Origin of the sequence: Pseudosulfitobacter sp. DSM 107133, from assembly GCF_022788695.1 — a bacterium.
Classification (GTDB): Bacteria; Pseudomonadota; Alphaproteobacteria; order Rhodobacterales; family Rhodobacteraceae; genus Pseudosulfitobacter.
The window spans coordinates 47,274-68,175 of sequence record NZ_CP085159.1; the positions used below are offsets into that span (position 1 = coordinate 47,274).

25 protein-coding genes are annotated in these 20,902 nt (G+C 58.2%); 10 read left to right on the forward strand and 15 right to left on the reverse strand.

Going from position 1 to position 20,902, the window contains the following annotated elements:
• Nucleotides 1–16: 16 nt before the first annotated feature.
• From DSM107133_RS22845 to DSM107133_RS22880, 8 genes are read right to left on the reverse strand one after another with little or no spacing between them, the layout of a single operon-like run.
• On the reverse strand, nt 17–826 hold the full coding sequence (locus DSM107133_RS22845) for a type IV secretion system protein (RefSeq protein ID WP_114293403.1): 810 nt from the start codon (nt 824–826) through the stop codon (nt 17–19).
• Nucleotides 826–1,914, reverse strand: a complete 1,089-nt coding sequence (locus tag DSM107133_RS22850; RefSeq protein ID WP_114293404.1) for a lytic transglycosylase domain-containing protein — start codon at nt 1,912–1,914, stop codon at nt 826–828. Before DSM107133_RS22850 ends, DSM107133_RS22845 begins: the two co-directional genes overlap by 1 nt.
• Before the next feature lie 55 nt (nt 1,915–1,969).
• Nucleotides 1,970–2,137 (reverse strand): hypothetical protein, encoded by a 168-nt coding sequence (locus DSM107133_RS22855; protein WP_205387811.1) that lies wholly within the window; start codon nt 2,135–2,137, stop codon nt 1,970–1,972.
• A complete protein-coding gene (locus DSM107133_RS22860; RefSeq protein WP_243253646.1) occupies nt 2,134–4,497 on the reverse strand; it encodes a type IV secretion system DNA-binding domain-containing protein in 2,364 nt (787 codons plus the stop codon). Before DSM107133_RS22860 ends, DSM107133_RS22855 begins: the two co-directional genes overlap by 4 nt.
• Nucleotides 4,487–4,765, reverse strand: a complete 279-nt coding sequence (locus DSM107133_RS22865; protein WP_009808059.1) for a VirB3 family type IV secretion system protein — start codon at nt 4,763–4,765, stop codon at nt 4,487–4,489. Before DSM107133_RS22865 ends, DSM107133_RS22860 begins: the two co-directional genes overlap by 11 nt.
• Nucleotides 4,758–5,051 carry a TrbC/VirB2 family protein gene (locus DSM107133_RS22870; RefSeq protein ID WP_114293395.1) on the reverse strand — a complete coding sequence of 98 codons (294 nt, stop codon included), beginning with the start codon at nt 5,049–5,051 and terminating at the stop codon, nt 4,758–4,760. Before DSM107133_RS22870 ends, DSM107133_RS22865 begins: the two co-directional genes overlap by 8 nt.
• Complete coding sequence (locus tag DSM107133_RS22875; protein WP_114293396.1) at nt 5,048–5,662, reverse strand: lytic transglycosylase domain-containing protein; 615 nt, start codon at nt 5,660–5,662, stop codon at nt 5,048–5,050. Before DSM107133_RS22875 ends, DSM107133_RS22870 begins: the two co-directional genes overlap by 4 nt.
• Before the next feature lie 43 nt (nt 5,663–5,705).
• Nucleotides 5,706–6,074 (reverse strand): hypothetical protein, encoded by a 369-nt coding sequence (locus DSM107133_RS22880; RefSeq protein ID WP_058123676.1) that lies wholly within the window; start codon nt 6,072–6,074, stop codon nt 5,706–5,708.
• A 201-nt stretch (nt 6,075–6,275) separates the two neighbouring features.
• Between DSM107133_RS22880 and DSM107133_RS22885 the strand changes: the two genes are divergently transcribed.
• From DSM107133_RS22885 to rpsU, 5 genes are all read left to right on the forward strand, one after another.
• Nucleotides 6,276–6,536, forward strand: coding sequence for a hypothetical protein (locus DSM107133_RS22885; RefSeq protein WP_114293397.1), 261 nt, complete (start codon nt 6,276–6,278; stop codon nt 6,534–6,536).
• Between the two features lie 124 nt (nt 6,537–6,660).
• Nucleotides 6,661–6,918, forward strand: coding sequence for a helix-turn-helix transcriptional regulator (locus tag DSM107133_RS22890; protein ID WP_009808054.1), 258 nt, complete (start codon nt 6,661–6,663; stop codon nt 6,916–6,918).
• Between the two features lie 169 nt (nt 6,919–7,087).
• Nucleotides 7,088–7,297, forward strand: a complete 210-nt coding sequence (locus DSM107133_RS25080) for a hypothetical protein (RefSeq protein ID WP_039965751.1) — start codon at nt 7,088–7,090, stop codon at nt 7,295–7,297.
• A gap of 343 nt (nt 7,298–7,640) precedes the next feature.
• The gene (locus tag DSM107133_RS22895; protein WP_009808053.1) at nt 7,641–8,702 is read left to right on the forward strand and encodes a DMT family transporter; all 1,062 of its coding nucleotides are present in this window, start codon (nt 7,641–7,643) and stop codon (nt 8,700–8,702) included.
• Between the two features lie 190 nt (nt 8,703–8,892).
• Nucleotides 8,893–9,093 carry a 30S ribosomal protein S21 gene (gene rpsU / locus DSM107133_RS22900; RefSeq protein ID WP_009808052.1) on the forward strand — a complete coding sequence of 67 codons (201 nt, stop codon included), beginning with the start codon at nt 8,893–8,895 and terminating at the stop codon, nt 9,091–9,093.
• Between the two features lie 148 nt (nt 9,094–9,241).
• Here the strand turns inward: rpsU and DSM107133_RS22905 are convergent, their stop codons facing one another.
• The 5 genes from DSM107133_RS22905 to DSM107133_RS22925 form a co-directional block, all read right to left on the reverse strand.
• A complete protein-coding gene (locus tag DSM107133_RS22905) occupies nt 9,242–10,159 on the reverse strand; it encodes a DMT family transporter (protein ID WP_009808051.1) in 918 nt (305 codons plus the stop codon).
• Between the two features lie 452 nt (nt 10,160–10,611).
• Complete coding sequence (locus DSM107133_RS22910) at nt 10,612–11,025, reverse strand: GFA family protein (protein WP_068248243.1); 414 nt, start codon at nt 11,023–11,025, stop codon at nt 10,612–10,614.
• Nucleotides 11,026–11,061: 36 nt separating this feature from the next.
• Nucleotides 11,062–11,976, reverse strand: a complete 915-nt coding sequence (locus tag DSM107133_RS22915) for an AEC family transporter (RefSeq protein WP_009808049.1) — start codon at nt 11,974–11,976, stop codon at nt 11,062–11,064.
• A 64-nt stretch (nt 11,977–12,040) separates the two neighbouring features.
• Entirely contained in the window at nt 12,041–12,778 is a 738-nt protein-coding gene (locus DSM107133_RS22920) for an SDR family oxidoreductase (RefSeq protein WP_009808048.1), read from the reverse strand.
• Between the two features lie 9 nt (nt 12,779–12,787).
• Nucleotides 12,788–13,390: a glutathione S-transferase family protein gene (locus DSM107133_RS22925; RefSeq protein ID WP_009808047.1), complete on the reverse strand. Its 603-nt coding sequence runs from the start codon at nt 13,388–13,390 to the stop codon at nt 12,788–12,790.
• A 92-nt stretch (nt 13,391–13,482) separates the two neighbouring features.
• Here DSM107133_RS22925 and DSM107133_RS22930 point away from each other — a divergent pair, with 92 nt between their 5' ends.
• From DSM107133_RS22930 to DSM107133_RS22940, 3 genes are all read left to right on the forward strand, one after another.
• A complete protein-coding gene (locus DSM107133_RS22930; RefSeq protein ID WP_068248240.1) occupies nt 13,483–13,962 on the forward strand; it encodes a helix-turn-helix domain-containing protein in 480 nt (159 codons plus the stop codon).
• A 21-nt stretch (nt 13,963–13,983) separates the two neighbouring features.
• Nucleotides 13,984–14,769 (forward strand): enoyl-CoA hydratase-related protein, encoded by a 786-nt coding sequence (locus tag DSM107133_RS22935; RefSeq protein ID WP_114293398.1) that lies wholly within the window; start codon nt 13,984–13,986, stop codon nt 14,767–14,769.
• Nucleotides 14,770–14,868: 99 nt separating this feature from the next.
• Entirely contained in the window at nt 14,869–16,029 is a 1,161-nt protein-coding gene (locus tag DSM107133_RS22940; protein ID WP_275890936.1) for an MFS transporter, read from the forward strand.
• A 320-nt stretch (nt 16,030–16,349) separates the two neighbouring features.
• On the opposite strand, the gene DSM107133_RS22945 is transcribed toward DSM107133_RS22940, so the two are convergent.
• Nucleotides 16,350–17,045, reverse strand: coding sequence for a hypothetical protein (locus DSM107133_RS22945; RefSeq protein ID WP_009808043.1), 696 nt, complete (start codon nt 17,043–17,045; stop codon nt 16,350–16,352).
• Nucleotides 17,046–17,219: 174 nt separating this feature from the next.
• Nucleotides 17,220–17,726, reverse strand: coding sequence for a disulfide bond formation protein B (locus DSM107133_RS22950; RefSeq protein ID WP_058314090.1), 507 nt, complete (start codon nt 17,724–17,726; stop codon nt 17,220–17,222).
• Nucleotides 17,727–17,915: 189 nt separating this feature from the next.
• Here DSM107133_RS22950 and DSM107133_RS22955 point away from each other — a divergent pair, with 189 nt between their 5' ends.
• Both DSM107133_RS22955 and DSM107133_RS22960 read left to right on the forward strand, forming a co-directional pair.
• Nucleotides 17,916–18,698 (forward strand): DsbA family protein, encoded by a 783-nt coding sequence (locus tag DSM107133_RS22955; RefSeq protein WP_072629803.1) that lies wholly within the window; start codon nt 17,916–17,918, stop codon nt 18,696–18,698.
• Nucleotides 18,699–18,885: 187 nt separating this feature from the next.
• Entirely contained in the window at nt 18,886–20,901 is a 2,016-nt protein-coding gene (locus tag DSM107133_RS22960) for a protein-disulfide reductase DsbD domain-containing protein (RefSeq protein ID WP_114293405.1), read from the forward strand.
• Nucleotide 20,902: the final 1 nt, after the last annotated feature.

Below are 20,902 nucleotides of genomic sequence, written 5' to 3' on the forward strand. Positions count from 1 at the left end.
GCGTCACACCCCGCACTCACTCGGCCCGCAGCTCGGGCAGCGTGAAATCCATGAAGCGCTGTTCTTCGGCGATGGTGGCGGCATCGATCACGCCTCCCGTGCCATCGCCCACGGTCTGGATGGCTTCGAGCTGCCATATAGCGACCAGCGCAATGGCGAGCTCCGCGGTCACGCGCGTGTTGAGATCGATGCTTTCCTTTAGTTCGTCCATGTCGTCGATGAGTCCGACAAGGCGGTCGACCCGCTCGAGCGATTGCCCGGCGTCCTCATAGCTGTTCTGGGCAGCGGCCGAGACGAGCGCGCCGGTCGTGGCTTGTGTTGCCACGCGGTTGGCCCCGGGATTGCCGCTCGTGGCCATTTCCGAGAGGGTGTCATCGTCAAATCCGAGATCGGCCAGCACCCGATCCATCTGGGTTTCGATCTCGCCTGCGCCGGAGCCCGAGAGGCCCGAGAAATCCCCAGTCTTGATCGCCTCAATCGTGGCGAAGATGTCCCCGAACTCTTGGTCGAGCAGACCGTTCAACTCGTCTTCCATTTCCGTCCGGATGATTTCTGGAAGCTCGGCGAGGCGGGTGAGGGCCTCGTAGGTTCTTTGCAGCTCCGCGAGTTGGTCCGTGAGAAGGCCGAGCTGTTCGCGGAGCTGCGTCAGCTGCTCGTTTTGCAGAATCTCGTCCTCGATCATCTGCCGGAGCTGCTGGATGTTTTGCGCGATGTTCTGGGTATCGACGACGGGCACGCCCTGCGCTGCGGCAGGGGAGAGGGCTCCCAGATGCAGGCCAATTCCAAGCGTTGTGGCCAAGGCCGCTCTCAGAAACTTCCGTCTCATCATTCAATCTCCCTGATCGTAAAATCCATGAACGCGCCTTCGGCCATGCGGGCGCTGGCCTGGGCCAGCTCTTCGGCGGAGAGCACGCGGGTGCGTGCCGCCTGAAGCCGGATGCGTGCAGCGACGAGGCGCACGAGTTCGGCACGGGCATAGGTGTTGAGTGCGATGCTTTCCTGCACGTCTTCAGTCTCGGAAATCCGTTCGACGATGTCGGAAATGCGCAGGGCGGCTTGGCGGATCGCGGCTGGTGAGTTGCTGCCATAAAAGGCCGCCCCATGACCCGTGAGCGAGAGGTTGGCATTGGCGAGAAGCGCCGGATCGATCGTGCCAAGCGCATCGATCCCGCCGATACGGCTTAGATAGAGATTGTAGCGTTCAGGGATGACCGACACGTAGTGCTGGGTCTCGCGGAAGGGTGGCACGCCGCCATACTCGAAAACCCGGCCGGGTCCGGCGTTATAGGCCGCGAGGGCGTTGATGATGTTGCCATCGAATGTGTTGAGCTGGGTCGCGAGATAGCGCGCGCCGCCATGCACCTGAAGGTAGGGGCTGTCATAGTATTCCGGGTTGATGCCCAGATCGCTGGCCGTCCCAGGCATGATCTGGGTGAGACCATAGGCGCCGACGGGAGACCGTGCCCCAATCGTAAACCGGCTTTCCTGCCAGATCAGCGCTTGCAGCAACGCGCGCCACTGGACGGGCGAGAGCCCTGCGCGGCCAACACCCGCAAAGCCGCTGGTCTCCTGAGCCACGCGGATGATGAGTTGCTCAATGTTTTCGGCGGCATCCCCGAACATCTGTGCGCCGCCGGGATTGGGGTCGATCTCGGCATTGCCGTAGACCGTTTCGACGGAACGGGCTGGATCGCCGCTTCCGTTTTCCAGCCCTGAAATCATCGCGGTCAGGCCCTGACCGCCGAAGCTGGTCTGGGCATCGAGGATGCGTTGCAGGGTTTCCAGCTGCTCCCGTTCGATCTCGGCAATGAGTTCGCGCACGGCAAGCTTGTCCGCCTGAACGGCCAAGTCAGCCTCGCGATCGCCAGTCTCGACGATGTCACGCGCGGTCAGCCCGCTGTCATTGGTCGGCACGCCTTGGGAAAGGGCGATGCCGGGCAGCAGGCAAAGCACGAGGATATGGGGCAGTTTAGACTTCAATGCCGCCCTCCGGCGCATCTAGAGGCGTAAAGGTGCAATCAGGCGCGACAGGTGCCGTGGACGCGAGGAATGTGAAGCAGTTCGCCTGCGGTTCCTGGTACTGGGCGCAGGAGGCCAAAGCGCCGAGCGCGGTGAGAAGAAACAGAGTACGAATCATGAAAGCCTCCAAAAGTCTGGGCGGTCGCGGTAATCGGCGCCGACCAGCGCCTCGCCTTTTTCCATGCCGCCGAGGATGGTGAGATTGGGCCCGAGGGCGCTCAGATCGGCATCGACGACGATGGATCCCTGGTCGTCGCGGATGAGAGCAAGGCGGCTGTCGCTGCCGGTGTTGAGAAGCACATCGAGTTCCTTCTCATAGAGGTTCAGCATCGCGTAGTCGGCCGCATGGGCGCGGATGTTCGGAAGCAGGATCTGCGTCGGCACCGCCTCGACGATAGTCTTGCCGGTCCGCGTGCGCTCGAGCTGACTGGCGTATTGCGTCATCATCACCGCGACGGTGTTCTGCTTGCGCGCGGTCACCAGCCAGTTCGACAGCCGCTCGGCGAAATACGCGTTGTCGAGCGCCTTCCAGGCCTCGTCGATCACGATGATTGTGGGGCGACGATCCTCGATCTCGCGCTCTACCCGGCGGAAAAGATAAGAGAGGACGGCCATCCGCTCCTTGTCGGCCTCGCTGTCGAGAATGCCGGTCAGATCGAAGCCCACCACATCGCCTTTCAGCGAGAACGTGTCTTCCAGGGTCTGTCCGAAGATCCAACCGTAGCGACCGTCTTCGGTCCACTCGAGCAGGCGCTGGTGCAGATCGCCACCATCATCGGTCGATACGAACAGCGATGCGAAATCCCGCCAGTTCCGCAGGGCCGGATTGGTGGCCTGGGCATTCTGGCGCACGACCTCCTGGATGCGGTTGGTCTGCGCCGGGGTCAGGGGCTTGTCGGCGCGGTAGAGCAGGGTTGTGAGCCAGTCCGAGAGCCAGGCGGTGCCGCGCGCATCGGTCTCTGTCCAGAGCGGGTTGAGACCCGTGGGCTGGCCGGCGTTCAGGGAGGCGTAGCGCCCGCCATTGGCGCGCACCGCCATCTCCATGCCTAGACGGTAATCGAAGACGAAGATCCGGGCGCCCGCGCGACGGGCCTGGGTCATCAGAAAGGCTGACAGCACCGATTTGCCGGACCCGGGCCGCCCCATGATCAGGGTATGGCCGCTGGTCGGTTCTTTGTCGGGCGATCCCTGCTCGTGATAGGAAAACCGATAGGCGCTCTGCTCCGGCGTGGGCAAATATGTGACGACCCGGCCCCAGGGGGTAAGTGCTGCAGGTTTGCCGAGCTGTGTCCGGTGGAAGGCCGCAAAATCCGCGAAGTTGCGGTTGGTGACGGCGCTGGCGCGGACGCGCTTTGGCTGGTTGCCGGGGTGCTGGCTGAGGTAATGCGCCTTGGCCGCGACCCGCTCGCCAATCATCTTCACGCCCTCGGCGGCGGCCGCGTTGACGACCTCGGCGCTGAGCGTCTGCAGCTCGTCCAGCGTGTCACAGAAGATCGTCACGACCATGTGGTGCTCGCCAAAGCTCTGGCGTTTGGCCTCGAGATCGTCGGCCGCGATGTCGAGCGCTTCCAAGAGCGACAGGGCCGCATCCTGGCTGGCTTGCATCTGCCGCTTTTGCCGCTTGATGCGGCCCGCCATGAGGTTCAAATTGATCGGCGTGAAGGAATGGGTGACGATCATGTCGACCGGCAGGTTCAGCATGTCGAACATGGTGCAGGAGGTGCCTTCCGAGTATTCCCCGATGGTGAAACTCTTGCCGTAGCGGTGTCCCACGACGCCTTCGGAGAGCTCGAAGTGATCGCCTTGAAACGTCACTCGCGTGTTGGCGACGTTGCAGGACAGGAAGCCATAGGTGTTCGCCGGATAGAGCGGCAGTTCCTGGCCAGTGTTGAGGGCCCCCAGAAAGCCGATCAACTCGCCGGACTTGGCCGAAAGCACACGTGGGTTCAGCTCCGTCAGGCCAGACAGGAACACGTTCACGGCCTCGGCTAATCGGCGAAGGCGCTTTTCGGTCGCTTCCTTGAGGCGATCCGGCGCGCTGCGGTTCAGGAATGGCAGGACGCTTTTTGGAGGCGGGCGGTGTATGACGGTGAGCGTCAACGTCTTGTCGCGCAACCCGCTGGTCTCGAGTTTCTCGCGCCAGAGACGGTCGACTTCTCCCGCGAAACTGTCCTCGCGCAGCGGCTCGAGGTCCAGCGTGATCGCCTTCGAGACCTTATGGACGTAATAGCTGAACTCCGGCCCCAATTGCGCAATGATCCGAGCAAAGAGCGCGGTCACCTTGTCGAGATAGGCGTCATCGGTCGTGTAGCTATTGACCCCGTCGAGCCGGATGCACTGGAAAAGCTCGTTGACCCGCGTCCGCACGGTCTGGTCATCAACTAAGCTCACATAGGGCAGCATGTGCGCGAGGCGGGTCTCGCGTGAATACCACTCCGGTGTCGTCGTGCGGGGATCGAGCGCAGCATCACGGGGCATAGCTGTCCCCGCCGTGAATGCTGCGGTTCCGCGTGGGCGGGGTTTCCTGCAGCGCCGTCATCATCACGTCGATGAAGCGAGGATCCCAGTCTGCGGCCTTCCAAAGCACCGGGTAGAGCAGGGCCGCGACAGCCAGCACCGCGATATGCTGGACCCAGACGAAGAGAAGCACGGAGCCGAAGAGCCAGACCATCGCATACATGATGGGCAGGCCCAGAAGCTTCGGCGGGCGTACGAGGCCCAGAAAGAGAGGCGAGCGCTCAGCCACCGGCAAAGACCGCCGCAACGATGGTGGGGGCGGCGGCGACACCAGCGATGCCGACAAGCACCCAAAGCGCTTGTCGCAGGTCGATGATATTGAAGAACCAGCTCAAGAAAACGCCGAGGACCGCGAGTGTGGCGATGACGACGCCAAGCGGGCCGGTCAATGCATCGACGATACCTTGCAGCAGGCTCTGGATTGGGGAGAGGTCGATGCTTTGCGCCAGGGCCGGTTCTGCAATGAGCAGGAAGATCGCCAGCGCGACGACGAAGAGGTTTGAAATCTGTTTCATGAATTTGATCCTTCCAATCGGGCCACGACAGTCATGACGCGGGCCACGTGGTTCTGGGTTTCTCGGTAGGGGGGAATGCCGCCGTACTGGCGGACCGCATCGGGTCCGGCGTTGTAGGCTGCCAGGGCAAGGCGTGGATCGCCGAACGTGTCCAACATCATCGCGAGGTAGCGGGCGGCCCCGTCGAGGTTCTGCAGCGGGTCGCGTGGGTCAACGCCGAGATCACGGGCAGTGGCGGGCATCAGCTGGCCAAGGCCAATGGCACCTGCACTTGAAATCGCATCCTGCCGGTAGGCGCTCTCAACCTCGATATTGGCCCGATAGAGAGCCAGCCAATCCGTCACGGAAAGCCCCGCGCGACGCAGGCCGGGATGGCCGGCATAGCGCAAAGCCGTGGTCTGAATCCCGGAGAGGACATCTGCGTGGGGCAGGGGAGTCGGGCGGGCAAGGGCCGCGACTTGGACGCCCTCTTGCTCGGCCTCTACCTCGCCGAAGATCGCGATCCCATCGGAGGCCGAACCCTGACCAATCCCGTCATTGTAGTTTCGAGCAAAGCTGCTTTGGGAGCGGGACGGGATCAGGGAGCCGTCGCTCTCCATGACCAGCACCATTTGCGCGGAGGCTGGCGCGGCGACCAGCCAGAGGCAGACGAGGTTAGTTGTCAGCGCCCTTGGCTGATGGGGCTTTGTCTGACGGCGCAAGTTTGTGCGTACGGCTTGTACCCGCCTCAAGCGGCAGGTCGACATGCGCAAAGCCAAGGCCAATGAAGAAAGACACCACGCCGGAGATCGTCTTGAACTCGCGGATCTTGATATCGTTGTAGGTCGTCCGCGTGCGGGCGGTGACGAGGAGCTTTTCCACGCCATCATCAGAGACAACGCGCATGATCCAGACCCCGTAATAGCTGGGGCCTTTCTTATGTGCCGACTCCTGGCACAGGATTTCTGCGCTATAGCCGCTTTCCACGAGCTCGCGGAACCTGGCTTCCGTAACCACATTTGGTGCTTCGATGTCCCAGTTCATGGCCCGGCTCACGCTTTCTCCAATGGCGCGACCCCAGGCATTCCCACTTGAAGCCCAGAGTTACGATAGTATACTATCAACCGCAAGATGTAATATCGTGCTTTAGCTGTAGTTTGGTCACGCAAACACTAGTCACGGCCAGTGTCTGCGATCAAGGAGATAACAGGTTTGAGAAACCCAAGGTTGACATGCCTGCTCCCATTGCAAGCTATAGTCCTTCTAATCTGCGTTCCCGGGCAGGTTTTGGCGGAATCCTGCTTCGCCCCGGCCCGTCCTTTCCTGCCAAGCGATTCGCAGGCGGCGCGGGACTATGCGGACATCATCCGTGGCGATTTCGAAAATTACATCCAGGATATCCAAAGCTACTTCCGTTGCCTCGACAGCGAACGCGCCCGCGCTTTCGAGGAAGCGCGCGAAGTCAGCGAGGACTATGGCCGATTTCTGCAATTGGTAGGGGATTGATGGGCAACCTCGGGAGCATCAGACTTGCAGCCCATGGAAACCAGACGCCGATAACACCCTCATATATCTACTTTTTAGATAACAGATTTCATCCGCTAGCGACGTCACAAAAGGTATGTGACGCGTGGCAAAGACAATCAGAAGCAAAGGGCAAGTGGCACTCTGCCAGGCGTTGGTCGACGCGCGCATCAAAGCGGGCCTCGGCCAGAAAGACTTGGCGGACAGGCTCAAGTGCCATCAATCTCTCGTGGCACGCATTGAGAGCGGCGAACGCCGGATCGACGTCGTCGAACTGGTCGTTCTGGCGCGCGCCATCGGCTTTGACCCGTTCGAGGTTCTGGCGATCGTTGAAGCCGCCACGGAGCCCGACCACAGGATTTGAAGCCAATGAATTGTTGAGAACGCGGGAACCCATTTTCCCGGTCTGATGATCATTCCCTCCTCGAGGACCAGTTAGCCAACATTAACGAAGCCCGGCGCGCGGTCGTAGTGAACGCTCTGCAAACCCACGCCGCAATTCGCAGCGCCACAGTGCAGGAAGTCAGTAAACAGTGAACGAAGATAAGGGTGAGGGCGTCGCGATCGCCAATCTGATCGGGACCGATGGGTGCAGTGTTGTTGGTTGGGTTTATCGCTGGAGGACAGGATCACATGCGGTGATGTGGGACGTCCAAGGGCCCCGGCCGGTATCGGAAACCCGGCCGGATATAAGTGACGAACAGAAGCAAGAAATCGACTTCGATGCACTCATGCGGATTTGAAAAAGTGACAGTGGATAGGCTTCTCAGGCAGCCGCCATTTCATATTGATGGAAAGGGTCTGCGAGCGTACCGGTCATTGGAGAAGATGGCAGCGAAGGTCTCGAAGGAGCCCATACCGGAAGTGCTCCTGCGCAAACGCTCGCAAGTGCAGCAATTCGGACGCCAAAATTGTTAGCTGCGCCGCAGAGAGAAAAGCAGCCATTCGTTGTAGGTGCAGCGAAATCACGATGGGCTACGACCGAGTTGTGGGACAAACTGACCTTTGATCTGGATTATTGATTGAAACCGACATTCCGGTCGCTGCGTGGCGGGATGCTCATCCTGGGAAAAGCAGTCTACTGTCATGACCGCCTCAACATATACAGACGCACCGTCGCTGTCCCGCACTCTCCAAGGGATCACCTGTGTGCTTGCGGGCATGGTGCTGTTTGTCGGGCAGGACGTTCTAATGAAGGGTATGTTGACACATTACCCGGTGTGGATGCTGATCTTCAGCCGCTCCATCGTCGCTTTGATGACCTTGCTGCCGCTGGTCCTGTGGCTAGGTGCGCCGCATCGTATTTTAACCCCTCTTTGGCCTTGGTATCTAGCACGTGCCATGCTCTTTGCTTCAGGCTTCGCGATGTTCTATACCGCCTTCCCTTTTATGGGCCTTGCCGAGGTCACGACACTGTTCTTCGCCGCACCCCTGATGACTGCGACTTTGGCAGCGCTGTTTCTGCAGGAGAAGGTTGGAGCGCACCGCATTGCCGCGCTGCTGGTAGGGTTTGCAGGCGTTGTCATCGCGATGAACCCCACAGGCGGAAATTTTGGCTGGATTTCGGTTCTTCCGCTTTTTTGCGCACTTACCTATGCAATCAGCCAAATCATTGTGCGAAAGATCGGAGAGCAGGACACATCGCTCGTCATCGGGCTATACACGATCTCGTTCTCGGGTTTTGTAATCGTTCCGATGGGATTTGTGGTTACGCAAATGATTGTGGTCTCGCCAGAACTAAACCATTTGCGCATGAGTTGGCCGGTGCCAAATGTCAAGGGCATCGCTATGCTGGCTTTACTGGGGGCAATCGGAACGGTGGCCTATACATTGGTCTCGCGTGCATATCAGATCGCCAGCGCGAGTGTGATCGCACCATTCGACTATAGTTACCTGCCGTTGGCAGCCATCCTCGCATACCTGCTGTGGGGGGAAATCCCACCCCATACGACCTTCATTGGCATGGTACTGATCATAGTGAGCGGCATGTACACAGCCTATCGTGAACTTCGGGTCAATCGCTCCGCAGACGACAACCCACCCACGGCTCAGACGGTTTTCACCCCAGGCGCGCCTTCTGTGGTATTGGCGGACGCGTTAGATGCTGAGGCCATGGAACTGGATGAGTTTGACAAGAAGTTACCTTAATCTGCCAGCAGCCTCGGCTGATACTGGTTGAACGAGGATACTGCCGAAAACGCGGCTCAACGCTCGAAAACTAGAATTAGGAAGAACACCGTTTTTGCGACGTGCAGTTGCATACGCAAAAGTTATCTTGACAACTGACGGGCTCGTGTAATTCTCAGAAAGTTCTGTCTAAGAAGGTTATGAAAATCACATGCAAGTAAGTGTTCGCGACAACAATATTGACCAAGCTCTTCGAGTGTTGAAGAAAAAACTACAACGCGAAGGTGTATTCCGCGAAATGAAGCTGAAGGAACACTTCGAAAAACCTTCCGAGAAAAGGCTGCGGGAAAAAGGCGAAGCAATCCGCCGCGCCCGAAAACTTGCGCGAAAAAAACTGGAACGCGAAGGGTAGCTACACGTCCCTTTGGCTAAAATCACGCAATAGCAACACATACAGCGGAACCCCAAGTGCAACAATCATCACGCGCAAGTGGATCTGATCACTGATGCAACGCACCGACCCACGGCAGATCCATCAGGAATAGGTTGTTCCCAATCCCCTAAGGTAACGTGATCGGCGGCGGCCTACGTCGCTTGCCTGACAGAGCGTTTCCGGCGATCGCCGCAAGCAAAACTGCGCCGCCTGTCAGTGTGTTTAGCGTGGCGGTTTCGCCGATGAACAACCAGACCCATAACGGGCCAAGCAGAACCTCAGCCAGTGACAACAGCGCAAGCTCCGCTGCAGGAAGGCTGCGAGACCCCAGTGTATACAGGATCAACCCTGCGCCGACCTGAAACACCCCCATGCCCATGGCAATGCCGCCATCCCGGACCGACAACACCAGGGACAAATCCAAAAACAGGCATATGCCTGACGTCACGATGATGCCGAACAATCCGGACAGAAACACCGACGGCAGCATTTCACCCGATTTCCCCCACCGCAGCGACACAGTGAAGACCGCAAATCCAAAGGCGGACCCCAAGGCCGCCAGACTGCCCTTCAAGGCAACGCCTCCAGATTTATCTGCGACCATGATCGCGATACCGGCAATGGCAACGGCTATGGCCACCCAGGTGGCAGGGCGTACACGTTCACGCAAGACGATCCACCCCAGAACTGCCGCCATGAAAGGCGCCGTAGCAAAAAGCAGCATGGCATTTGCCACGGATGTCGCCTGAATCGCATATATCCCGCCGGAATAGGCAGCCACCAGCGACAGCCCCGCAATCGCCGCTGGAAAGCCAGTGCGGCGAATCTGGGCAAAGGGGCTTTCTCCGGACCGCATGCGAATAAAAACGTAGAGCAGAACTGACAGGCTGGCCGAACGGTAAAGCAATATCTGCCACACAACCGCGTCTTCGATCAGCCGTATTCCAAGCCCGACGGTCGACCAAAGCACGCCAGCGGCAAAGACAAACAGGACACCAAACCGATGCCCGTCCGTGCTGTTTGACGGTTGACTCATGACAGTCATTTGGTCTCCGAAACACATTTCTGTCTCATTGCTAGCGATATGGCTGTCGCATTAGCCTTCCTTTTGCGACACCGAAACTGTTCGTGGTACATAGATGCCAAGGAATGGCCTCTGACCAGCACCTTCTGCCAACGCCGCGAATTGGTACTTCGTCCCGCACTATGTAAGTTCACGCACGGCGCAGCGAAGGTCGGTCCATCCTGAACCAGCCGTTGGCGATCTGCGCAGCGAAGGTGTCAAAAGAGCCAGTTCCGGACATGTCCAGCCTTTATGCATTGGGTCAGTCCAACTTCGGGACTCTGAAACGGTTGTCTACTCTCAACCTGCGACCCAATATCAATGATATCAAATGCGCAATTCGCAAATGGCGCGGGTCCGCAACAAGGAAATCCGAATGCTCCCGGGGCTTGTTCGGAGCTATCTGCTTCAGAAAGCCTTCGCGGCATAGCTTCCTATCCGGGCATCGCCTGGGACTTAGGCAGGGTCGGATCCATAACGTCCCAAGGCTGTGCACTTTTGACAAAGATATCGCGACTTGGGGTGTACCAACTCGGATCGTCCAGACTGCCGGCATAGATCACGATCGCACCCTCGCCAGCGCCATTGATCAGAAACAAGGGCGAGCCGCATGTCGCACAGAACCCTCGGCGCATGGCATGTCCGCGATCAGCGGGGCGGTCGAACCAGCTTGGCTCGCCCGTTTCAATCGTAAAGTCGGATTGTTTGACCAGAACCGCCGGGAAATAAGCGCCCCCTGTTGCTTGCTGGCAATGGCGGCAATGGCAGTTGCCCATGTATCGCGCAGGACCTGTTGAGCGGTAGCGGATTGCACCGCAGGCACAGCCGCCTGTAAAGCTATCTGTCATCGTTACTCCTTGCTGCGCTGGCCATTGTTTCTCGCATCAGAGTGACGCTGCCACCGTGATTGTGATCAAAGACCCTATCGACGAATAGAGAATAGCGCGTGCGATGGCGTCAACCCGCACACCATAGTTTAGCGCGAGCATGAAGCACATGGCCCCGCAGGGGGCGGCGGCCACCATCATGGCTGGGTTGCGTACCTCGGGCGTCAGTTGCAACACCCCGGCAAAGATGGCCCAGGCCAGCAATGGGTGAACCACCAGCTTCACACCCGCAATGGCCACTGGCAACATGGCGCGCGCGCCGCTGGCCTTCTGGCTCAGAATAACGCCAAGCGCGAACAACAGCACAGGCGAGGCTGTTGCGCCCAAGAAATCCGCGAAGATATCAAAGCCTGTGGGTACCGAGACGCCCAACAGTCCGATCACTAGGCCAAGTACCATGGCAACCAGCGGTGGATTTCGCGCGATCTTTCCCAACGTGTGCCCAAGAGAGGCCCCCTTGGTGGACAGAACGTCCATCAGGATCAAAGAACAGCTGAAAATCAGGATTCCGTCCATGGAAATGATCGCGACAATCGGCGTTGCGGCGGTCTCTCCGAATAGGGTGACCGCAATCGGTAGAACGAAGAGGATGTGGTTGGTCAGGGCGATGGCCAGACCTAGAAGGGCGGCCTCCATAACATCGGTCTTGAAGACCAGCCGAGCGATCAGAAATCCGACCGCATACATCACCATTTCGGTGACGAAATACCCACCCAGCATGGCAAAGTCGAACTCTGCCAATGGGGCATTGGCCAGCAATTGAAACCCCAGTGCGGGCATTGCGACAAACATCACAAATTTGTTCAGGGCCATCGCCATGTTGAAATCGAAAGTGCCGCGTAGGCCAAACACGTAGCCAAGCGCGCCAATCCCAAACACCGGCAGCACGCCGTTCAGCAATTGGTCGAGCATGGCGTCTCTTTCTGCTTGTCTGTTGGAGGACCGGCCTGTCTGGAACCGTGCAGGCTGTCGGCTGTCACCATGTTTCGGCGAAGGGGCGGATATCCATCTCGTGGGTCCAGCCGTCGCGCGTTTGGTGGTGCAGGGTCCAATAGGCTTCGGCAATGCTGTCTGGGTTCATTAGCGTGTCCGGGGGCAGGGTATCGGGATCTTTGCCCGATTGTCGGACCCGGTCGCGCACAAATGCGGTGTCGACGCCCGCATCAATGACCAAGTGCGCGACATGGATGTTTTTGGGGCCCAACTCGCGCGCCATGGATTGGGCAAGTCCCCGCAGCGCGAATTTGCCTGAGGCGAACGCGGCATATCCCGCACTGCCGCGCACGGAGGCCGTTGCCCCGGTGAAAAAGATCGAGCCTTTCTGCCGTTCCACCATGTATTTTGCAGCTTCACGCCCCGAAAGAAACGCAGCGTAGGCACACATTTCCCAAACTTTGCGAAAGACACGTTCGGTTGTGTCTAGAATGGGAAACCGCACATTGCCGCCGACATTGAAAATGCAGATCTCTATCGGCCCGATCTCAGCCTCGACATGCGCGAACATCTCGGTCGTGGTTTCTTCCTTGCGGGCATCCCAGCTGAACCCTTGGGCGCTGCCGCCCGCGGCCTCAATTTCGGCGACCAGGGGGGCAAACATTTCCCCCCGTCGGCGACCCATCACAACATGAAACCCACCTTTGGCAAAACGCCTGGCAATGGCAGCACCGATGTAGTCTCCGGCACCGATGATCAGACAGATGGGCTTTGCGGTCATATCGTTACTCTATGCTGCTTCTGCCGTCTGGAAGGCGGAGCGGGCCTCTAGTCGATCCGCGTAGGCTAAGAGGTTCGGCAGGTTTTCGAACGCCGCACCAAGGCGACGCGACATGACGACTGCGTGTCCGGTGATGGTATCCGCAATCGTGAAATCCCCGGCGAGAAAGTCACGCCCTTCCATATGATGCTCGACCGCCGCGAGCGTGCGGTTCAAAAGCTTGAGCGCGCGCGCGGCGATCTCATCATTGCGCCGTTCGGGGGGAAGCAGGATGGTTTCGACCACATAGTTGTTGATCGGTGGCATGATCATGCCCTCGGCATAGTGCAGCCATTGCAGGTATTCGGCAAAGTTCTGGGCGTCAGGTGCAGCAGCCAAGTTGGGTGCATATTTGGCCGCCAGATACTGTGCAATTGCGGTGCTTTCGCTGATCGTGATATCGCCATCAACCAGTGTGGGCACCCGGCCATTAGGATTGATCGCCGTGTAGTCCGGACCGCGCATTTCTTTCTGGCCCAATGTGAATTTCACCAGCTCATAAGGCTGACCCATTTCTTCGAGCAGCCAAACCGTGCGCACGGCGCGTGACTGGGGGGCAAAGTAGACTTTCATTTGAGGCCTCTCGAATATGCGACGGGACTTGTTGACAAGCAGGAGACTTCAACTTTAGAAGTTAGTCAATTTAAAAAAAGAAGTGACTGTTGATGAGCCGCTCTGACCTTCCGTCGCACACCTGCACCATCGCGCGCGCCGTTGCACAAGTCGGCGATGAATGGACGCTTCTGATTGTGCGGGAAATGTTCCTTGGGACCCGACGCTTTGACGATTTCCTGCGCCTCACAGGCATGTCGTCTCACCTTTTGGCGCAACGTCTAAAGAAGCTGGAAGCGGAAGGGGTGATCCGCCGCGCGCCATATTCAGAACGCCCGCCACGGCACGAATACCGCCTGACGGAAAAGGGGCGCGACCTGTGGGCGGTGATCATCGCGTTAAAGCAATGGGGCGATCGCTGGTTGGGCACGGATGACACCCCTGTGCAGATCACGCACAAGGCTTGCGGCAAGGTTGTCAGGCCCCACATGACCTGCCCAGATTGCGGCGAGCGCATAGAGGCCCACGACGCCGAAGCTCAGCTTTCGCACACTTTTGAATTGGAACGACAGGCCGCAAGGCGTGCGCCGTGACATCTATCTGAGGCAGAAACTATGGACTATAAAACACTCCGCTTTGAAATTGCCGAAAGTATCGCGACAATTACCTTGGATCGAGAGGATAGCCCTGCCAACGCATTGAACGCGCGTATGGCCGAAGAGTTGTTTGACGTCGGTGTGCGTTGCGGTGCGCCAGACGTGCGCGCCGTGATCGTGACTGCCAGCGGTAAGATGTTCTGCGGCGGTGGGGATCTTGCCGAAATGGACGCCGCCCCAGACAAACCCGCGCACCTGACTCGCATGGCCACGCTGCTGCACGCAGGGTTGATCCGACTTGCCTGGATTGACGCGCCCGTCATTATGGCCGTGAACGGCACCGCTGGTGGCGGTGGGTTCTCGATGGTTTTGTCTGGCGACTACGTGATCGCGTCTGAAAAGGCCAAGTTTGTCTCGGCCTATACGTCCTCGGGTCTGACACCGGACGGATCGTCGACCTACTACCTTGCGAAACACGTCGGGTTGCTGCGGGCAAAAGAACTGATGCTGACCAATCGGGTCCTGACGGCGACAGAGGCGCGGGATTGGGGTTTGGTCAACAAGGTGGTGCCACCCGAGACCGTAGTGGATGAGGCGCGTGCGCTCGCGCGAAACGTCGCATCCGGGCCGACGCAAGCGTTTGGCGGTGTGAAACGGCTACTGGACACGGCCTTTTCAGATGGGTTGGAAACCCAGTTGGATCGGGAAACACGGTCTATCTCCGACATGATGCGCACGCGCGATGGCCCCGCCGGGATCGCGGCCTTTCTGGCCAAGGAAACACCCCGGTTTGAGGGAAAGTGAACAAGTGCTGCAACAGCGTTTCCACCATAGACAGGGGCGGATATGACGACAGATGACGTGCAGACACCAGGCCTTCGTGCGGCCATTTTTGCGGGCTGCATGGTGGCCTTTCTGGGTTTTGGATTTGCCGCCACCTTTGGTGTTTTTCTGACGCCCATGTCGCAGGACCTTGGCTGGGGCCGCGAAGTATTTTCTCTTTCCGTTGCAATCCAACTTCTCACTTGGGGGTTTGCTCAGCCCATTGCCGGGGCAGTTGCAGACAGGTTTGGAACGGCACGGGTTCTTGCCTTTGGCGCGATATGCGCAGGGATTGGCTTTGCCCTGCGTGGCATGACGACCGACCCGACATTATTTGTTCTGACAGGCATTCTGGTCGGCGCTGGCACCGGCGCGGCCTCGTTTCCAATCGTGATCGGCGCCCTGGGCAAGATTGTCAGTGCGGAACGTAGAAGTTTCATCTTGGGTCTGGGGACCGCAGCGGCCTCGCTTGGGATGTTTGTCGCGGCACCCACGGCAACAACGATGATTGGCACAATCGGATGGCAAACCGCTCTGATCGTGATCGGATGCAGTTTTGCACTCATCCTGCCTTTCCTGATCTTCATCGCGCGCGTGGCAAAGCCAACCGCATCTGGGTCAAGCGCGAGCGATTTCGGCCACGCCTTGTCGGTTGCCTTCACCGACCGGAGTTATCTTTGCCTGTTCTTCGGCTTTTTCGTTTGCGGGTTTCACGTGGCGTTCATCCAAACCCATTTGCCCGCCTATGTCATGGATCTTGGCCTTGCCGCATCTATTGGGGCCTGGTCGCTGGCATTGATCGGCCTGTTTAACATCGCCGGGTCGTTCTTCGCGGGATGGTCGGGCCAGCATTTGTCAAAGAAAGCCGTTCTTAGCGGCATCTACTTTGCGCGCGCCGTGGTGATCTCGCTGTTTGTTCTTGTGCCGGTCACAGAGGTCAGTGTTCTGGTGTTCTCGGCCGTAATGGGCCTGCTTTGGCTTTCAACCGTGCCGTTGACGATGGGACTGGTGGCGCAGACCCAAGGATTGAAGTTCTTCTCAACCTTGGCGGGTCTTGTTTTCTTCAGTCACCAAACTGGCAGTTTCATCGGTGCTTGGCTTGGTGGTCGCATCTATGACGTTGCACAAGACTACACGCTGATGTGGTGGGCTGCTGTGGTGCTGGGCCTGTTGGCCGCTTTGATCCACCTCCCCATTCGCGAAGAGCCGGGTCCACTTGCGCGGGCTGAAGCGAGGGGGTGATGCGTGATCCGAAAGGTAGACAGACTCAGAAACTGCCTCGTCCCGCGACTGAAGCGTTGGAACCGTCTGCGGCGAAAGCACGGTTTGAAATTTGTGGCTCGGCGGGGCTTTAAATGACCGATTTTGCGACTTTGGCTGCAACGCAGCGACGTGCGTACCGCACCCGCGAAGCGATGCTGCGTCAGCAACATGCCCAAGCATCAATGTCGGGAAAGTCCGCCCTCCGGACCTTACCACAGACAGCAGCGAACGGCTGGTATTTGAGTAACTTAGCACGCTCAAATTTCCGCAGTTTGATAGTGCCGCTGTCTTTGTCAGCGCTAGTAGTTCACCTGTTCGAAGCCGTAGTTGCCCTCATAGTCACGCCAATCGACGAAGACAGATCGGTGATAGATACCCGGGCAATTCTGGCCCCAACGTTCAAGTCCCACATGCGCCTCGGGCAGGGCAGTTATGGAAGATCGCTGCCATGAGAAATCGCCTTGGGTCCCATAGGTGCCGAGAACCACGGTCGCGCTTCGGTTGCAGTCACCATCGCGCCCGGACTCGTGCTGTCGTGCATACCGTACATCGAAGACGCGGATGGAACGCACGAAATTGAACTCAGGTCCGCTGATATCGATGTCTGCGCGGTCCTGAACGCGCCGGAGTGCCTCGTCGGTGGGCACGAGATCGTCGACTGGCAAGGATTGGAGCGGTCGACGGTTGTCCGCCTGGTACAAGGCTTCAAAGATGCGGCCAGCGTTGTTTGATGGCCGATCGTTCTCATAGGAGGCGCCCATGGGACAGCGCCAGATTTGCAGCGGCGGTTCCACTGGCCAGGGCGTGATCCGCCTGATGAATTCGGCGCGAGCCCGGGCGCACGGGACGGATGCAGGCCAGCCGCCAGACAGGCACAAGAGGATCGCGCAGTCAATCGGGTATGTCTGCGCGCGGGCGGGTGCCGGCAGCGTAAAACCTGTCACAGTCAAAGCGACAGCGACCGAGGGGAGAAGCTTCTTGATTAGATGGTGCATGCTGCGAAACCTCCGGGAGAGGAGTTCAGCATACATACGATAATATACTATCGCAATACTAAGTATAACTACGCATAATGAAGTTTATGTTAATAATTGAACAAACGGCGCAGAGGGTTTATTATGTAAAATTGGGATACTTGAATGGTGTTTTTGGCGACTGAGCCTCAGGGGTCATGGTGAAGTGAGACTTGGCCCGGCGCTGTTACTTTGACGCATCGCGAATGCGAACACCCATAGCCCCGCAAGCACCAGACTTAACAATGCGTTCCAACTGGCCATCGACAAAGTTAGAAATTCCCATGCCACCTGATCGCACATGACTAAGTTAGATGCCCCATCGGTAGACAAAAGGTCCTCGGCCGACATTGAGCTCATGTCGAGCCCGGATCCCGTACAGGACGTAGGCCCTTCCCACCAATCCCGTTCGACACCCGTGTGGAAGACGCCGAGTGCCGCAGTCGTTGCCGCAGAAGCTGCGCCGATGAGCAAGAGTGGAATTATCGGTAGCCCCATCGTCAAAAGCAGACCCATGCCGATTGCAACTACATGCGGATACCGCTGCCAAATGCACATCGCGCAGGGTGCATAGCCCAAAGCCTGAAACACGAAAGCTGCAAAGAGCAAAGCCGCCGACCCAGCAGCCGCGAGAAGACCAATTTGTTTTCCCGAATAGCTCAAGCTTTAATCCGTTCATGACAGCAATATCGCCAGAGGCTGAAGATGCATTTGCACTCAACCTCCGATCGCTTGACTATCTCCGCAATGCTATGTTTTCACGAATAATATTGTATCGGTTTGTAAAGTTGACGCGTCGCAAGTTGAGACGGTATGATTGACCGCCAATGCGACCCCAATTTACGGCTGAGGATGGACACCAAGAAGCGATCAACGCTATTGACGATCGGTGCGATCTTAGCGGGTTACACTGCCCTCCGTACGGTGCCCTCTTTGCTGCCCGAAAGGCTCGAACTCGTTCCGCTCGACACTCCGATTGGTTTTCGAAAATATGTGGCGGGAGAGACTTCAGGCGGATTTGACCCATTCGTAGGTTTGGGCAACGTTGACAGTGCTGAGGCGACAGCACGGAAAGCCGCGGCCCTGAAGAGGGTTTCCGAAGATATTTGTGGTGCGCTCTATGGGGGTCTTGAAACGACTGCATCGAAGATTCCGATGGCCTCGTTCTCAGATTATTACTGTCCTTTCTGCCGAGTGCAAACCAAACGTCTGGCGGATATGTCACAAGAGATGGATGACGAGGTTGTGGTCGCATGGCATGAGCTTCCGTTGCTCGGAGATAGCTCGAACCTGGCCGCCAAAGCCGCGTTAGCGGCAAAACGACAAGGGGCCTACGTCGCGTTCCATGAGAGGTTGATGAAGAGCCCATTTCAAGCAACGCCCGAGTATCTCCGTCGACTTTCGGATGATCTTGGTGTTGATGGCACCCAATTGGTTGCCGACATGGAAAGCGCCGAGATTGCCCAAGAACTGGAAAATAGTGCGGCTCTTGCCCGGGTCTTTGCCTTTGTAGGCACACCTGCGCTTGTGATTGGTCGTACCGTCGTTCAAGGCCAGATCAGCGACAAAATGATCGGACAGATCGTCGAACTGGAACGCGAAGAAGGTTGGGGCGTGGTATGTGTTTCAGTGTAGAGCCTAATTGGATTTGCCATGCCCGTCTCCTTCGGGGCCTTAGGAACTGTCGCAAAAATTCCGCCGCCAATAGGTTGGCCCAGGGATCTGCGCCTGCTTTTGAGCAACAACGACGAAAGCGCCCCAAATGATGTTGCGAGCCCCGTGGTGTCTTGTTTTGGCGTTGATGGCGTGTCTCTGGGCATCCATGAGCGTCGCAGCGTCAACTGATACTTACGAGAACACGGCGATTTCAGCGCGGCTTATCTCTGTCGAAAATGGCGTTGCGACGAATTCCGGAACTTTGTCACTCGGCCTCGACATCAAGCTGGCCGAGGGCTGGAAAGCCTATTGGCGCTCACCCGGCGAGGTCGGTCTGCCGCCTGAAATCTCGTGGGATGGATCGACAAACCTGGCGACGGCACAGATACTCTGGCCTGCGCCTGAGCGTTTCACAGCATTCGGGATCGAGAATTTCGGGTACAACAAACGTGTTGTCCTTCCCATCCAGGCGGTTCTTGAAACAGCCGGACAGGCGGTCGAGCTTCAGGCGGGAGTCACGCTGTTAACCTGCTCGACCGTGTGCGTGCCCCATGATTTCAACCTCGCTCTGACGATCCCGGCTGGCGCTGGAATTGATGCGGCCTCCGCTGCGCTTATCTCCGAGTTTGCCGAACGGGTGCCGCTTGGTCCCGATGCGGCTGACATCGAGGTCGAGACGGCTGTAATCGCCGATGGCGCGCTCTACGTCACAGCGCGCAGTGCAAACGCCTTTGTGAACCCGGACGTATTCCCGGAAATGGGACCGACATTTACCTTCGGAAAGCCGGACATCCGAACGAATAGCGCGGGAACGGAACTTTGGGCGAAATTGCCCCTCTTGGCCAGTGAAGAACAATTGCCACTGTTGCAAGTTACGGTGACAGACGGGTCACGCGCCGTGACGGCCATGCCTGAGTGGTCAAATACCGTCCCGGATGCGCCTTTCGAGCTTGTGGCGAACCTGCCTGATCTGGCGCAGATACTGGCGATCGCCGCCTTTGCTTTCCTCGGTGGTTTGATCCTGAATGTCATGCCCTGCGTTCTGCCCGTCCTGTCCATCAAACTGACATCGGTTCTCAATCATGGAGACAAACCATCACACGAGGTTCGGAACGGATTCCTGATGTCGGCGCTTGGCGTGCTGGTGTTCATGTGGGTGCTGTCCGCTGGAATTTTGGTCTTGCAGTCCGTCGGGATCACGGTGGGATGGGGTCTGCAATTCCAAAACCCTGTTTTCCTGACAATCATGTTTCTGGTCCTGACTGTCTTTGCCGCCAATCTGTTCGGGATATTCGAGATTTCGCTGCCTTCCGGGTTACAGTCGCGGCTGGCCAGATCAAGCGTTCGGGACGGTTACATCGGGGATTTCGCGACGGGTGCCTTTGCTGCGGTACTGGCAACGCCCTGTTCAGCCCCCTTCCTTGGGACGGCGGTGGCCTTTGCCCTGTCCGGTCGCCCAATTGATGTCATCATCGTGTTCACGGCTTTGGGCCTTGGGCTGTCCCTGCCCTATCTGCTGTTTGCCTGGAAGCCCGGCATGGTCCGACTGTTGCCCAAGCCCGGCCGATGGATGCTTGTCGTTAAGTGGGTGCTTGCCGGTCTTTTGGCTGGCACCGCGATCTGGCTGCTCTGGGTCCTGATGGGCGTGTCGGGTGTCCGGGTTGCCGTCTCGGTTCTGGTACTTGCAGTGCTCTTCGTTCTCTTTGCCACTATCCAGCTGCCGGGGAGATATACGCGAACTGCCGCGCTGGCTGCCGTTGCCGTCCTCAGCCTTGCACTTCCGGGTACCTTGACCCCCCCGCCAACGATAAAAGAGATTGGTCAGGATTGGGTCACATTCGACCGCTCCGAAATCCCAAGACTGATCTCTCAGGGCCAGACGGTCTTTGTCGACGTCACCGCAGATTGGTGCCTGACCTGCAAGGCAAACAAGACGCTGGTGCTGGACCGAGTGCCGGTCGTTGACCGATTGCGAGACGAAAAAGTCGTCGCAATGCAGGCCGACTGGACGCGGCCCAATCCCGATATTTCGCGATATCTGGAGGCTCACAACAGGTTTGGGATACCCTTCAACATCGTCTATGGGCCGAATGCACCAGACGGGATCATATTGTCCGAAGTCCTGACATCTGACGCTGTTCTAAACGCATTGGACGCCGCCGCGCTCGCCACAGACAAATAAG